The following is a 13,935-nucleotide window of genomic DNA, read 5'->3' on the forward strand; positions in this document are numbered from 1 at the left end:
GTCGAATCCCTGATCACCACGACGGAAGACCGTGCCTGCCCGCTCATCCTCGCCCGTCCCTCCCGTCCTCGGGCAATCGGCCGGTGCCGCCGAGCCCGAGCCGGCGGTGTCCTGTCCGGGCGCTCGTGCAGCGAAGTGAAGCTGATCCCGCAGGTACGCAAGGGTTCTGACAGAAATCGGTGGCTGGGGTTCTTGAGCGCCCTCGATTCGTACCAGCCGTCCCACACGTCCATGCCAGAGCGAGCAACGCTGGTGTCCCGCTGGGGAGTGAACCGCGGAGAAGCGGCACGAATCCGTCCGTGGGAGCGCTACGTTGGTATCCCGTCACAGACCTTTGAGGAGAACCGGCGGCGTGACCAGCGAGCAGGATGCCATCAACACGGCCGTGGACGCCGTCGTCTCCGCGGTACGGGCCGGTGACACCGCCGCTCTGTACGAGGCCGTGATGCCACCGGCCGGCGAGAGAACGCCTCCCGACGAGGCCGCCAGGTGGTTCGGCTTGCTCCTGATCCACCTGGCGCTCGCCGCCTCGGCGGCCTGCGAGTTGGAACGGGGCTGTTCCCGGGAGGCCCTCTCGCGGTGGATCGCGGATGTGCTGGGCCCGCCGCCCACCCCCGCGCTGATCCGCGGTGCGGACCCCGCCCGCATCGACCACGTCACGGCCGCCAGTGCCGCGGCCGACCACGCCCGGTACGTCGCGTACACCGTCGACCTGATGGGGGTGGGCCTTGCCACGCCGGGCGAGGACGTGGACACCCGGATCGTCGACGCCCACCAGGCGGCGACGAACGACAAGACGGCACGCATCAACGTGATCGCGCTGCTCGCCAGCCTCGCCGCCGCGCCCTCCCGGCACGGGTGAGCCCGGGAAGCGTCCGGCAGGACCCTCAGCAGTGCGACGACAGGGCGCACGTTGCTTCCCGCCGAGCTGCGACAGCTCCTGCTCACCCACCTGCCGTCCGTCACCGGGGTGGAACCGGTCGCCCCCTTGACCCGCCCGGCCGTACGGACTGGGCGTCACCGTGGAGGGCGCCGGCGCCGGGACCCCGGGCCACCAGAATCAGTGCTTGGAACTGCCGCTTCGAGGTCCCCGTTATCCGACAGCGCCGGCGTCTGGTTGCACGTCTTTGCTCTGCCGCACCATCCTCTCGTAGGTGCGGGCATGCACCTCGTTCTCGGTTGCGAACCGCAGGAGCGACGTGGACCAGTCGGCGAACAGCGAGAAGACCCGGTCCACCATCAGTTTTGATTCTTCGCGTTGGATCACGCCGAGTGCGGGCAGGCTCGATTCGGCCACTTCCGGCGACTTGATGCTGTGCGACGCCTCCGCGGCATAGTGCTTCGTGCCGAAGAACTCACACTCCCGCCCGTCTTGCATGGTGATGCCCTGGCAGTGCTTGAAGATCGTTATCGAAACGGCCTCGATGGACTCGACCATCGCGAAGACGGCATACGTCGGCGAGTCGGACGCAAGCGATGCCAGCTCGAGGCAGAGGCGCCGGGAGTGCTTGAAGTCCGCTCCCCACAACACACGAGTGGCGTCCGACAGCGACATCCGACTGTCGGCTCCGAGCTTGTCCAAGTCGTTCAGCAGCCACTGCCAATGAAAGTCCTCTTCATAGGTGTGGGCATTCAACAGGACCTGCAAGTGCTCGAGTCGAGCATCACCCTCACCCTTACGAAAGACGTATTTGTTCAGGTCGGAGTAACCCATGATGAAGGGGATGACGCTCGGTGCCCACGCGAGGCGCCGCTCCCCGGACAGCGATTCGTCGGCCAACAGCTGGACAAAGAAGTCATGCGCTTCGTACAGCTTCCGCCGCTCTTCGATGTAGTTGATGACTTCTTGCATTTCCTGCTCCATCCTGGCTGCGGGCAGCGCATCATAGTGCTGAATAATTCAGTGCCAGACCGGGGCGGCAACACATGGCCGGCGTACCGGATCTCGTTGCTCTGCCTGTGATCCGACCCCGCGTCCTCACCCGCGCTCCGGGGGCGCAGGGATGGTCTCTTGGTCCTACCTGCGCCGGATCGGGACCAGGGGCCCGGGGCGACGGCTCAGCCGGTGACCGTGGGCCGGTCCGGGATCCAGTTGCCGTGGAAGCCGAACGGCACCCGGACCGGCAGGTGCACGGTGGCCACGGGCTTGGCGTCGAGCTGCTCGGCATCCAGGATCACCAGGTCGCTGGTGTCGGTGGCGGGGTTGTAGACATAGCTGACCAGCCAGCCGGGGCCGTCCGGGGTGTCGTCGGCGGGTACGAACGCCGCTTCTCCGGGCACCCGGCCGTCGGCGAACTCGTGGCTGCCGATGGTCGCGCCGGTGTGCAGGTCATAGCGGGTGATCGCGCCGTGCTGCCCGTCGGCCCCGGTGCGGGTGGTGGTGACGTGGCCGCGCCGGGCGGGCAGACCCGCCTTGCGGTCGTCGATGCGCGGGAACTCGCCGGCGCGGTCGTCGAGTTGCTCCTCGTGGACGCGCCCGGCGGCCAGGTCGATGGTCCAGCGCCAGAGCGTGGCCGCGTGCGGGTGGCCGGCCTGTTCGTCGTCGAAGCGCCGCAGGTAGCGCAGGACGTGCAGGACGATCCGACCGTCCGCGTCGTCGTACGCGTTGACGGTGTGGAAGACGTAGCAGGGGTTCACGTTGAGCCAGCGCACCTCGCCGTACGCGTCGTCACGCCGGAGGACTCCGACGCGCGCCTGGTAGGTCTCGTCCCAGCGGTAGGGCATGAGGCCGCTGCCGGGCGGGACGGGGGTGAGGACCACCGGCAGATCCAGGAAGACCACGTGCTTGGCGGTCATACTGAAGTCGTGCGCCATGGTCGACGCCGGGACGTCGATCGGCCGGGTCAGCACGAGGTTCCCGGCGGCGTCGGCCCGGTGGTAGGTGAGGAACGGCGCGCGGCGGCCGACGCCGAAGAAGTGCAGTTCGCCGGTGGTCGGGCAGGTCTTGGGGTGGGCGGTCATCGCGGTGCGCAGCCGACCGGCGAAGTCGTAGCTCCCGACGGTCTCGAGCTCGGCGGTGATCTCGTACGGGTACGAGGACTCGACGAGGGCGAGCAGCCGTCCGGCGTGCCGCACCACGTGGGTGTTGGCCGGCCCGGCGGTCAGGTCCTCGCCGTGCGGGCCCTCTGTTTCGGCGCCGTGGGTGAAGGTGCTGGTGCGCACCCACCGATTGCGGTAACTGACGGCGCGGCCCCGGTCGAGGCGTACGCCGTGGATCATGCCGTCGCCGAAGAACCAGTGCCCGCTCGCGGCGTCGTGCGGGTTGGGGCCGTTGCGCAGGTACCAGCCGGCCAGCTCGGGCGGGATCGCGCCGGTCACGGGCAGCTCGTGGCTGGTGAGTTCCTCGGCGACCGGGGCGTAGTTGCCGGCGAGGAAGTAGGGGAGGGTGGTGGTCATCAGCGCCTCTTCTCTCGGGTGCGGGCTCGTCGGGCTTCGCGTGGCGGACGCCGGTCAGGCGGCGGCGGAGTTGCCGGCGGCCGGTGCGGCTGCCTTGGCGCGGGCGTGCGCGGCGTAGCGGACGGTCAAGAAACCCGCGACGGCCATGCCGATCAGCTGGACGAGCGTGGCGTCGAGGCCCTTGTGGGTGGCGTGGTAGGCCAGCGCGATCAGCGGCGCGGTGATGATGAACATCGAGGCCCAGAACGTGCTGATGGTCATGTTCACCTTCAGGAAGCGCGGCTCGGCCCAGATCTCCTTGGGCGTGCTCCGCTTGGCGAAGGCCATCGTGAACGGCTTGCGGACGGCGATGCTGAACCACGCGACCAGGCCCAGGAAGGCATGCGATCCGGCTCCCGAATAAGGCTGGAGGGAGGAGTGCGGCGAGACGGATGCGATGGCGGCGACGAGGACGAAGTAGAGGAGCGTGCCGACATCGAGGATCAGGTCCTCCCATCCGGTGCCGGCGCGGCGCTTCTGCACCACGATCACGAGGGAACTCACGGCCGCGGCGATGGCGGCAGTCTTCCAGCTGGTCGAGGCCAGCGCGGTGAAGAAGATCCACGGAAAGGCGCTGCGGAGCAGGCTCATGGCGGTGTCCATTCGATCGTCCTACTTGTGACATGTGAAAAGTAGGATGTCGACTGATGACCTGTCAACAGTGGGAGGTATAGTTCAGGACATGAGTCTCCGACATGCGCTTCTCGGCCTGCTCAACAACAAGTCGGCGAGCGGCTACGACCTGATCGCCGCGTTCAACACGACCTTGGCCAACGCATGGCCGGCGAACCAGAGCCAGGTCTACCGGGAACTCGGGTACCTGTGCGACGAAGGTCTGCTACAGGTGGGCGAGGAGGGGCCGCGGGGCCGCAAGGAGTACTTGATCACCGAGGCGGGCCGCACCGAACTCGTGCACTGGCTGACCGAAACCGAGCCCAACCGGGTGAGGCGCAACGAGACGCTGCTGCGGATCTTCTTCCTGGGCAACCTGACCCACCAGCAGGCCACCGACTACCTGCGCCAGGAGGCTGAGGTGACGACAGAGAAGCAGAAGATGCTGGACCACATCGAGGAGGCGGCCGACTGGGAGGCCGACGACATCGCGATCTACGGGCACCTGGCTCTCGAATACGGCCACCGCCTCATGGCCATGAACCTGGAATGGACCGAGTGGGCCATCGGCCAACTCGACGCGCGCCAGGCCCGCGCCGCCGGGGCCTCAGCCGGGACCCCGGCCGACACGGCCTGACCGGCTGGCCACATGACCCAGCCCCGACGACTCCCCGGCTTCCCAAGCTCGGACCGGCTCGTCAGCCCTCGCGACTGCCGGGAACGCACGCGGCTCACCCGCTACGCTGCCGTGTCGGGTCAGAGCGGTGCGTTCACGAGCGTCATAGGCGCCCGACGGGGCAGTAGCGCTCGCCGCCTTCCAGTGCAACAGTCAGCCCGGGGGCGATCTCGGTGAATCCGGCGTCGTGGACCAACGGCAGTCCGCTCGCGGTCAGTTCGGCCCACCGCGCTGGGCCGGCGGTCCGCACCGCCAGCGCGAAACCGCTCTCCGCCCACTCCTTGCGCTGGACCTCGGTCAGCCGCCACCAGGCGAGTTGGGCCGCGTGCCCGGTCTGCGCCATGGTCTTCCCGGCGCTCATCTCCAGCCCGGGGTTGAGCCAGAGCACCGGGACACCGGGCGCGGGGGCGCCGGGCTCGACCGGGTCGGCCAGCTCGGTGCCGGAGACCTGCAACTTCACCAGCTCCTTGGGCCAGCCGTCCAGCGGGACCGGCGGGTAGACCCGGACCTCGGCCGCGGCACCCGTGACGGTGATCCCGGGCAGCGAGCTCGCCTTGCGCCACTCGCCGCCCCGGGCCCGCCGGACCACCTTGCGGATCCGGCCGTCCTCCCAGGCGTGCAGTGCCGCGGCCCACTCGCCCTCGCCGGTCGCCCGCGGGTCGGCGAGCAGGGTGAGCACCGCGCGGGCCGAGGTCTCCAGCGCGTCGGTCCGGGCCGGCGGCTCGGCCTTCTCCAGCCGGACCACCAGCGGGAGGACGTACTGCGGGTTGGCGTCACGGCCGTCTGGGGCGTCGGCCTGACTCGGGGCATCGAACGGTGAAGTCACCGGTCAAGAATGCCAGGACGGCCCGGAGACCCGAACCCGCCCCCGTTCAGCGACGGTAGCCGCGCCCCGGTTCGCGCTCCTCGGCCTCCTCGTAGGTGAGGAACCAGCCCTCGGGGTGGGTGGCCGCCAGCAGGGTGTCCAGCCGCACCCGGGCGTCCTCGTCCGGGTCCTGCCCGCCCAGGTCGTAGACGCCGAGCAGCTCGTCCGCGCAGCCGTCCCAGTCGTAGTCGTAGAGGTCCGCGGGCAGTTCGCCCATCAGGTCGGCCACCGCCTGCGGCTGGGCGACCAGCAGCGTCCGGGCGTCGGCGAGCGCGAAGCGCAGCGCCAGCTCCTCGCCCGGGCAGCGGGGCAGCGGCCACTCGCCGAGGCCGAGGTCCTCGGCCAGGTCGTCGAAGGCCCGGGCCATCGCCCGCCGCCAGGCCCGGTGCATCGGCCAGCTGCTGCGCGGCAGCCTGGCGAAGACCGCCCAGTCCTGGTCGTCCTGCTCGGTCACCGCCTCGCCGCCGTGCTCCTCCAGGTCGTCGTAGGCGGCGTCGGCCAGCGCCAGCAGTTGGGTGTGCAGCAGGCAGGCGGTGCGCGGGGTGAGGGTCCAGTCGCCCGGCTCGCTGTCCTCGGAGTCGAGCGGGAAGAGCTCGGCGAAGTCCGGCGCGAAATCGTCGGTGGTGCTGATCTCCAGCGTCCCGCCGAGCGGCTCGATGCCGGGCACCGCGCCGATCAGCCGGTCGGGGTGGAGCAGCGCGCCGAGCGCGGCGTGCGGGTCCTCGGAGACCTCGCGGAGCAGTTCCCGGCGCTGGCCGGCCGGGTCGATCCCGGTGAAGTCCAGCTCCTCGACGGCCGCCCGGGCCGCGTCGCGCAGCGCGGGCCAGTCCGTGACCCGGATGCCGAGTACCACGGTCGCCTCGATCTCCAGCGCCCCCGGATTGTCCGTCGCGCCCGACCCCTGCGGATGATCGCCTCGCTCGCCCATGCGCCTACGGTACGGCTTTTCCGAGCGCCGCTCACCGGTCCGTGACAGCTTTTCGGGCGCGCTGGGCGGACGTCCGCGCCGCCGTCGCGCGGCACGGCCCCATGACAGGATGGCCCCATGAGCAACCTTGACGAGTACGGCGGGGGCCCCAGCGCGGGCACGGACATCCTGGTCGTGACCACCAACGACGTGCCGGGCTACCGGGTGGACCGGGTGATCGGCGAGGTCTTCGGCCTCACCGTGCGCAGCCGGCACATCGGCACCCAGATCGGCGCCTCGTTGAAGTCGCTGATGGGCGGGGAGCTGCGCGGCCTGACCAAGACCCTGGTGGAGAGCCGCAACCAGGCGATGGAACGGCTGATCGAGCAGACCAGGGCGCGCGGCGGCAACGCGGTGCTGATGATGCGCTTCGACGTGACCGAGGCGGCCGACCTCGGAACGGAGATCTGCGCGTACGGCACGGCGGTGGTGATCAGTCCGGCCGGCTGAGCCGGGAACATCCGGTCGCGCCCCTGATGTTTCAGGGGCATGACTGTTTACGGTGCAACTAACCTCGACGTCGTGGTGATCGGCGCGGGCCAGGCCGGCCTCTCCGCCGCCTACCACCTGCGGCGTCGGGGCTTCGCACCGTACGACGACTTCGTGGTGCTGGACGCCGACCCGGCGCCCGGCGGCGCCTGGGCGCACCGCTCGCCCTCGCTGCGGATGGCCACCGTGCACGGTTTCCACGACCTGCCGGACTTCGAGCTGCCGGAGCCGGACCCGGACGCCCCGGCGCGCGAGGTGGTGCCCGGGTACTTCGCGGCCTACGAGGCCCGCCACTCGCTCCCGGTGGTGCGCCCGGCGCGGGTCGGCGCGGTCCGGCCGACCGGGGGCGGGAGGCTCCTCGTCGAGTCGGACGCCGGCAGCTGGTCCGCCCGCGCCCTGATCAACGCGACCGGGACCTGGACCCGCCCGTTCCTCCCCCACTACTCCGGCCACTTCGCCGGCCGCCAACTGCACTACGCCGACTACCGCGGCCCGGAGGGCTTCGCCGGGCGGAGGGTCGTGGTGGTCGGCGGTGGGGCCTCGGCGATCCAGCTGCTCTCGGAGCTGGCGGCGGTGGCCGAGACGGTCTGGGCGACCCGCCGTGAACCGGTCTTCCGGGACGGGCCCTTCAGCCCGGAGGCCGGCCGGGCCGCGGTCGCGCTGGTGGAGGAGCGGGTCCGTCAGGGGCTCCCGGTGCGCAGCGTCGTCAGCGTGACCGGGCTCGGTCCGTCCGTCGCGCTGCGCCGGGCCCGCGAGCTGGGCGCGCTGCACCGGCAGCCGATGTTCGACCGGCTGACCGAGCGCGGGGTGCTCTGGCACGGACCGGACGGCGACCGGGAGCTGCCGGTGGACGCGATCGTCTGGGCCACCGGCTTCCGCCCCGAGACCGGCCACCTCGCCCCGCTGCACCTGCGCGAGCCGGGCGGCGGGATCCGGCTGGACGGCACCCGGGCGGTCGCCGACCCGCGGATCCACCTGGTCGGCTACGGCCCCTCGGCCTCCACCATCGGCGCCAACCGGGCCGGCCGGGCAGCGGTCAACGAGATCGCGCGGCTGCTCGGCCGGCCGGTCGCCGGCGTCGGTCAGCGGTCGTAGTCGACCGTCACCCGGTCGGAGACCGGACGGGCCTGACAGGTCAGCACGTAGCCCGCGGCCAGCTCCTTCTCCTCCAGCGCGAAGTTGCGGCGCATCTCGACCTCGCCCTCGGTGACCAGCGCCCGGCAGGTGCCGCAGACCCCGCCCTTGCAGGCGAACGGCAGGTCCGGGCGGGCGTGCTGGGCGCCGTCCAGCACGCTGCGGTCGCGCGGCAGCCGCAGCTCGCTGCGCCGCCCGTCCAGCACCAGGGTGACCTCGCTGAGGTCGCCCGGGGCCAGCTCCTCGACCGGCGGGCGCTCGGCGATCGGCTCGTCCTCGGCGACGAACAGCTCCTGGTGCACCGCGCCGGCCGGCACCCCGAGCGAGCCGAGCAGCTCGCGGGCGGCGGCCACCATGCCGTGCGGCCCGCAGAGCCACCAGTGGTCCACCGCCGGGACGTCCACCAGCGCCTCGAGCAGCGCGCCGACCCGCTCGGCATCCAGCCGACCGCTGAGCAGCTCGGCGTCCCGGACCTCCCGGGAGAGCACGTGGACCAGCTCGAACCGGGCCAGGTGGCGGTCCTTGAGGTCGGCCAGCTCGTCGGTGAACATCACGGTGTCGCTGCGCCGGTTGCCGTAGAGCAGGGTGACCCGGGAGTCGGGGTGGGCGGCCAGCACCGAGCCGGCGATCGACAGCATCGGGGTGATCCCGGAGCCGGCCGCCAGCAGCACGTGCCGGCCGGGCACGCCCAGGTCGGCGGTGAAGGCGCCGCTGGGCGGCAGCACCTCGATCACGTCGCCGACCGCGGCCCGGTGCACCAACTGCCCGGAGAACAGGCCGCCGGGCACCTCGCGGACCGCGATCCGCAGCGGCCCGCCGACCGGCGAGCAGATCGAGTACGAGCGCCGCTCGTCCGCGCTCCCGGTGACCTGGCGCAGGGTGAGGGTCTGGCCCGCCTTGAAGGCGAAGTCGGCGGCGAGCTCGTCCGGGACGTCGAAGGTGACCGCCACCGCGTCGTCGCACAGGCGCTCGATCGCGGAGATCCGCAGGGGGTGGAACTGCGCGCGACGCGGCGCCATCAGATCTCCTTCAGGTGTTCGAACGGTTCCCGGCAGGACCGGCAGCGCCAGAGCGCCTTGCAGGCGGTGGAACCGAACCGGGACAGCTCCTCCGTCTCGGTCGAACCGCACTGCGGGCAGGCCACCGCGGCCAGCCGGGTCGGGCCGAGCCGGACCGGGGTCGGGCCGGCGGCGGCCGGTCCCGGCGGGGCGATCCCCGCGGCGGCGAGCTTCGCCCGGCCGGCCGGGGTGATCTGGTCGCTGCTCCACGGCGGGTCGAGTCGCAGCCGGACCCGGACGTCCGGGAAGCCCGCCGCCTCCAACCGGGTCGCCACGTCGGCCGCCATCTCGGCGACCGCCGGGCAGCCCGAGTAGGTCGGGGTGAGCCAGACCGTGACCGCGCCGCCGTCCGCCCGCTCGACCCCGGCCAGCACACCGAGGTCGGCCAGGGTCAGCACGGGCAGCTCGGGATCGGGCACCGCACCCGCCACCACGGCGGGGTCGGGCAGCACGGCCGCGGTCGTCACCATGTCGCCCCCGGGTGCTCCCGGGCCACGCACTGCAACTCGGCCAGCAGCCGGCCCAGGTGCTCGGTGTGCACGCCGTCCCGGCCGCCGCGCCCGCCGACCAGTGCCAGTGGACGGGCGTCCGGCACCGCCAGCCGGGCCACCCCGATGGTGCCGGCCAGCTCGGCCAGCACCTCCTCGCGCAGGGCGGCCGGGTCGAGCCCGAGCCGCAGCTCCACCTCGTGCGGGGTGAACAGCTCGGCCAGCAGTGGCCAGACCGCGTCCAGCCCGGCCTGCATCCGCTCGGCCGAGTACGCCGTGCCGTCGCCCAGCCGGACCGTCCAGGCCGCCGCGTACTCCTGGTGGTAGGCCAGCTCCTTGACGCCCCGGGCGGCCGTCGCCGTCAGCACCGGGTCCACCGCGGCGGCGGCCAGCCGCTGGTAGAGCGCCCGGCGGGCGGTGGCGAAGACCAGCAGCCGGGCCATCGAGAAGGCGAAGTCGCCGTTCGGCAGCTCCACCAGCCGGACGTTGCGGAACTCGTGCTCGGCGCGCCAGTACGCCAGGTCGTCCTCGGTGCGCCCGCTGCCGTCCGCCTGGCCGGCCCGGGTGAGCAGCAGCCGGGCCTGGCCGAGCAGGTCCAGCCCGAGGTTGGCCAGCGCGACCTCCTCCTCCAGCTCGGGCGCCCGGGTGCACCACTCGATCAACCGCTGGGCGAGGACCAGCGCGTCGTCGCCGAGGAACTGGCAGTAGAGCGAAAGGTCGGCCCCGTCGACGTTCGGCGGCAGCGCGGTGTCGACGCCGAGCAGCGGGTCGGCGAAGCCCGTGCCGTAGGCCCAGCGGGCCTCGGCCTCGTGGTCCGACTCGGCCAGTGTCAGGTAGACGTGATCGTCCGTCATCGTGGTCCCCAGCTCGGCTCAGATGTGCGGGACATCCTCGGGGATGTCGTAGAAGGTCGGGTGGCGGTAGACCTTGTCCCCGCTCGGCTCGAAGAACGGGTCGCGCTCGTCGGGGGTGGAGGCGGTGATCGCGTCCGAGCGGACCACCCAGAGGCTGACGCCCTCGTTGCGGCGGGTGTAGAGGTCACGGGCGGCGAGCAGCGCCATCCGGTCGTCGGGCGCGTGCAGCGAACCGACGTGCACGTGGTTCAGGCCGCGGCGCGGGCGCACGAAGACCTCGTAGAGCGGCCAGGACGTCTCAGACATTGCTCTCCTCGCACTGCTCGCGCTTCGCCCGCTTCGCCGCGTGGGCCAGCGCGGCCTCGCGGACCCAGGCGCCCTCCTCGTGGGCGTCCCGGCGGCGGTCCATCCGCTGGGTGTTGCAGGGCCCGTTGCCCTTGATCACCTGCTGCAGCTCGGTCCAGTCCGGCTCGCCGAAGTCCCAGCTGCCGCGGTCCTCGTTCCAGCGCAGCTCGGGGTCGGGGAGGGTGACCCCGAGGTGCTCGGCCTGCGGGACGGTCATGTCGACGAAACGCTGGCGCAGCTCGTCGTTGGTGTGCCGCTTGATCCGCCAGGCCATCGACTGCGCGGTGTTCGGCGAGTCGCCGTCCGGCGGGCCGAACATCATCAGCGACGGCCACCACCAGCGGTCCACCGCGTCCCGCACCATCCGCCGCTGGGCCTCGGTGCCGCGCATCAGCGTCATCAACAGCTCGTAGCCCTGGCGCTGGTGGAACGACTCCTCCTTGCAGACCCGGACCATCGCGCGCGCGTACGGGCCGTACGAGCAGCGGCAGAGCGGGACCTGGTTGCAGATCGCCGCGCCGTCCACCAGCCAGCCGATCACGCCGACGTCGGCGAAGTTCAGCGTCGGGTAGTTGAAGATCGAGGAGTACTTCTGCCGGCCGGAGATCAGCTTCTCGGTGAGTTCGGCCCGGTCGGCGCCCAGCGTCTCGGCGGCCGCGTAGAGGTACAGGCCGTGGCCCGCCTCGTCCTGCGCCTTGGCGAGCAGGATCGCCTTGCGGCGCAGCGAGGGCGCCCGGGTGAGCCAGTTGCCCTCCGGCTGCATGCCGATGATCTCGGAGTGCGCGTGCTGGGCGATCTGCCGGATCAGGGTCGCCCGGTAGGCGTCCGGCATCCAGTCCCGCGGCTCGACCCGCTGTTCGGCGGCGATCACCGCCTCGAAGCGCTCCGCGAGCGCGGTCGGTGTCTCCTCCGCCGGCTCGGCCGACTGCGCTGCCACCATGGCACCTACCTCCCGACTGACCGTTCGGTCGGTTCCATTGTGTAGTGAGCCCCCTACCGGTGACAAGCCCTGTCGGGATCTTTGGCCGGGTGGTGGTGTGCGGTCCGGCGGAATCGGACCGCACACCACCACCCGCGGTGGGGTCAGCGCGAGCGCAGGCGCGGGAGGGGAACCGCGAGCAGACCGGCGAGCAGGGCGATCCGCGGCGCCAGCTGGTCCAGCGCGATGTGCTCGTCCCGGGCGTGCGGGCCGGCGCCGACCGCGCCCAGGCCGTCCAGGGTGGGCAGGCCGCGGGCACCCGCCAGGTTGGTGTCCCCCGCCCCGCCGGCCGGCGCGCCGTCCACCTGCTGGCCGAGCGCGGCGGCGAGTGAACGCACGTGCCGCAGCAACGGGTTGCCCTCACGCTCGGGCCAGGCCGGCCGGCTGGACAGCACCTCGGTGTGGACCAGCGCGCCGGGGCGCAGCGCGGTCAGGTGGGCCAGCGTGTCCAGGGTGCTGCGCTGGGCCTCGGGAGTCGAGAAGCGCAGGCCCAGCTCGGCCTCGGCCTGCCCGGCGACCACGTTCGCCCGGGTGCCGCCGCGGATCCGGCCGGTGTTGAGCTCGGTGCCGGGCTGGCAGGCCAGGCCGCGGACCGCGACCAGCTGGTCCACCAGCTCGTCCACGGCCGAGGTGCCGTCCTCCGGGTGGTTACCGGCGTGCGCCTCGTGACCGGTGACGGTCAGCTTCACCCGGGTGCTGCCGCGCCGGGCGGTCTTCAACCGGCCGTCCTCGTGCGGCGGTTCGAGGCCGAACACGGCGGCCGCGCCCGGCAGCTGGCGCTCCACCACGCGGCGGCCGTCCGGGCTGCCGATCTCCTCGTCCGCGGTCACCACCACCCGGACCGGGTGGTGCGGGCGCAGGCCGAGGTCGGCGAGCATGGAGAACGCGCCTTCGAGCAGGGCCAGTCCGGCCTTCATGTCGAGCACGCCGGGGCCGCAGAGCATGCCGTCGTGCTCGGTCACCGGCCAGTCGGCGAGCGTCCCGGCCGGCCAGACGGTGTCGTGGTGGCCGACGAAGAGCAGGTGCGGCAGCGACTCGTCCTGGCCGGGCCACTGCATCAGCAGGTGGTCGCCGGCCGGGCCCGGCTCGCGGCGCACCTCGGCGCCGGTGGCCCGGTAGCCGGCGGCCAGCTCGTCGGCGAGCTGGTCGAGGCGGCTGGCGTCGCCGCTCGGGGACTCGATCCGGGCCAGCTCGGCGCAGCGGCGTCGGACCTTGCCCTCCATCGTCCGGGCACGGGCGGCGAGGGTGCCCGACAGGCCGGGCAGTGCCTCGGTCCCGGGGGCGGGGTCGTCGCCGCCGGGCGCGCTGGTGGTGTCGGGCTCGCCGGCGGACTCGGTCGGGGCGGCGGGGGCCGTGGCGTTCGGGCTCATCGGGCACCTCCGCGGCGGCTTCCCGTACTCAGGCATTCCGCACTCAGTGGCGCGGGCACCTGCCGGCACACCCCCTGGTCACGCTCGGCACGCCGGCCGCCGCTTCCGGTCACCGCAGGTGGCCAGAGACGGCGTGGTGCGATGGAACGGCTGGTCGACATGCGTCCTCCTCGCTCGGTCCGGGATCCCGGCTCGCTCGGGACCCCGCTGGGGCGGCCTCCGCTGCGCGGCGCGGGCACCGCGGCAGGTAAGGCCGAGGTGAGCCTAGAAGAACCGTTCGGTCTCCTGCGAGGTGGCCCTGCTCCGCGGCCCGGACCGGGGGCGCGCGCGGGGTCGTCGTGGCGCGTCTGACGGCGCGTCGCAGCGCTCGGACCCGGACCGGCCGGAGCGGGCGCGGTCACCGGATCGCGCCCACACCTCCACGATGGACCCGCCGCGGCACTTCGGCAGGGCGAACGCCCGAGGCCGGCCGGATACCCTCCGGACGGGTGACGGGCCGACAGGGGCGCGGGGGGTCGCTCCGAGCGACGGCCGGGGGGGGGGGGGGGGGGGGGCCCCCCCCCCCCCCCCCCCCCGCGGCGGGGGGGGGGGGGGGGGGGGGGGGGGGGGGCGGCCCCGGGGGGGGGGGCCGCCCCGCGCCCCCGGCGCCCCGCCCGCCCCCCC

The 13,935-nt window shown here is 72.8% G+C and carries 15 protein-coding genes; 4 read left to right on the forward strand and 11 right to left on the reverse strand.

Annotated features, from left to right (window positions below):
* The first annotated feature begins 352 nt into the window (after nt 1-352).
* Nucleotides 353-862, forward strand: a complete 510-nt coding sequence (locus ACIGXM_RS19115; protein ID WP_396562299.1) for a hypothetical protein — start codon at nt 353-355, stop codon at nt 860-862.
* Between the two features lie 231 nt (nt 863-1,093).
* Here the strand turns inward: ACIGXM_RS19115 and ACIGXM_RS19120 are convergent, their stop codons facing one another.
* From ACIGXM_RS19120 to ACIGXM_RS19130, 3 genes are all read right to left on the reverse strand, one after another.
* Complete coding sequence (locus ACIGXM_RS19120) at nt 1,094-1,852, reverse strand: hypothetical protein (protein ID WP_396562301.1); 759 nt, start codon at nt 1,850-1,852, stop codon at nt 1,094-1,096.
* 206 nt (nt 1,853-2,058) lie between these two features.
* Nucleotides 2,059-3,396 carry a carotenoid oxygenase family protein gene (locus ACIGXM_RS19125; protein WP_396562303.1) on the reverse strand — a complete coding sequence of 446 codons (1,338 nt, stop codon included), beginning with the start codon at nt 3,394-3,396 and terminating at the stop codon, nt 2,059-2,061.
* 54 nt (nt 3,397-3,450) lie between these two features.
* Nucleotides 3,451-4,038 carry a hypothetical protein gene (locus tag ACIGXM_RS19130; protein WP_396562305.1) on the reverse strand — a complete coding sequence of 196 codons (588 nt, stop codon included), beginning with the start codon at nt 4,036-4,038 and terminating at the stop codon, nt 3,451-3,453.
* A gap of 79 nt (nt 4,039-4,117) precedes the next feature.
* Between ACIGXM_RS19130 and ACIGXM_RS19135 the strand changes: the two genes are divergently transcribed.
* Entirely contained in the window at nt 4,118-4,684 is a 567-nt protein-coding gene (locus tag ACIGXM_RS19135) for a PadR family transcriptional regulator (RefSeq protein ID WP_396562307.1), read from the forward strand.
* Between the two features lie 142 nt (nt 4,685-4,826).
* Here the strand turns inward: ACIGXM_RS19135 and ACIGXM_RS19140 are convergent, their stop codons facing one another.
* Both ACIGXM_RS19140 and ACIGXM_RS19145 read right to left on the reverse strand, forming a co-directional pair.
* Entirely contained in the window at nt 4,827-5,549 is a 723-nt protein-coding gene (locus ACIGXM_RS19140; protein WP_396562309.1) for a peptidyl-tRNA hydrolase, read from the reverse strand.
* Between the two features lie 46 nt (nt 5,550-5,595).
* Nucleotides 5,596-6,516, reverse strand: coding sequence for a hypothetical protein (locus ACIGXM_RS19145; RefSeq protein WP_396562311.1), 921 nt, complete (start codon nt 6,514-6,516; stop codon nt 5,596-5,598).
* Between the two features lie 117 nt (nt 6,517-6,633).
* Between ACIGXM_RS19145 and ACIGXM_RS19150 the strand changes: the two genes are divergently transcribed.
* On the forward strand, nt 6,634-7,005 hold the full coding sequence (locus tag ACIGXM_RS19150) for a YbjQ family protein (RefSeq protein ID WP_396562313.1): 372 nt from the start codon (nt 6,634-6,636) through the stop codon (nt 7,003-7,005).
* A 39-nt stretch (nt 7,006-7,044) separates the two neighbouring features.
* Complete coding sequence (locus ACIGXM_RS19155; protein ID WP_396562315.1) at nt 7,045-8,139, forward strand: FAD-dependent oxidoreductase; 1,095 nt, start codon at nt 7,045-7,047, stop codon at nt 8,137-8,139.
* On the opposite strand, the gene paaE is transcribed toward ACIGXM_RS19155, so the two are convergent.
* The 6 genes from paaE to ACIGXM_RS19185 all read right to left on the reverse strand — a co-directional run bounded on the left by paaE (nt 8,127) and on the right by ACIGXM_RS19185 (nt 13,272).
* Nucleotides 8,127-9,197: a 1,2-phenylacetyl-CoA epoxidase subunit PaaE gene (paaE, locus tag ACIGXM_RS19160; RefSeq protein ID WP_396562317.1), complete on the reverse strand. Its 1,071-nt coding sequence runs from the start codon at nt 9,195-9,197 to the stop codon at nt 8,127-8,129. The genes ACIGXM_RS19155 and paaE overlap by 13 nt on opposite strands.
* Nucleotides 9,197-9,706 carry a 1,2-phenylacetyl-CoA epoxidase subunit PaaD gene (paaD, locus tag ACIGXM_RS19165; RefSeq protein WP_396562319.1) on the reverse strand — a complete coding sequence of 170 codons (510 nt, stop codon included), beginning with the start codon at nt 9,704-9,706 and terminating at the stop codon, nt 9,197-9,199. The genes paaE and paaD overlap by 1 nt, the downstream gene beginning before the upstream one ends.
* Nucleotides 9,700-10,578 carry a 1,2-phenylacetyl-CoA epoxidase subunit PaaC gene (paaC, locus tag ACIGXM_RS19170; RefSeq protein WP_396562321.1) on the reverse strand — a complete coding sequence of 293 codons (879 nt, stop codon included), beginning with the start codon at nt 10,576-10,578 and terminating at the stop codon, nt 9,700-9,702. The genes paaD and paaC overlap by 7 nt, the downstream gene beginning before the upstream one ends.
* 18 nt (nt 10,579-10,596) lie before the next feature.
* Entirely contained in the window at nt 10,597-10,884 is a 288-nt protein-coding gene (gene paaB / locus ACIGXM_RS19175; protein ID WP_396562323.1) for a 1,2-phenylacetyl-CoA epoxidase subunit PaaB, read from the reverse strand.
* Nucleotides 10,877-11,863 carry a 1,2-phenylacetyl-CoA epoxidase subunit PaaA gene (gene paaA, locus ACIGXM_RS19180; protein ID WP_396562325.1) on the reverse strand — a complete coding sequence of 329 codons (987 nt, stop codon included), beginning with the start codon at nt 11,861-11,863 and terminating at the stop codon, nt 10,877-10,879. Before paaA ends, paaB begins: the two co-directional genes overlap by 8 nt.
* Nucleotides 11,864-12,006: 143 nt before the next feature.
* Entirely contained in the window at nt 12,007-13,272 is a 1,266-nt protein-coding gene (locus ACIGXM_RS19185) for a M20 family metallopeptidase (protein ID WP_396562327.1), read from the reverse strand.
* Between the last annotated feature and the right edge of the window lie 663 nt (nt 13,273-13,935).

It is taken from the genome of Kitasatospora sp. NPDC052896, assembly GCF_044547075.1.
Classification (GTDB): domain Bacteria; phylum Actinomycetota; class Actinomycetes; order Streptomycetales; family Streptomycetaceae; genus Kitasatospora.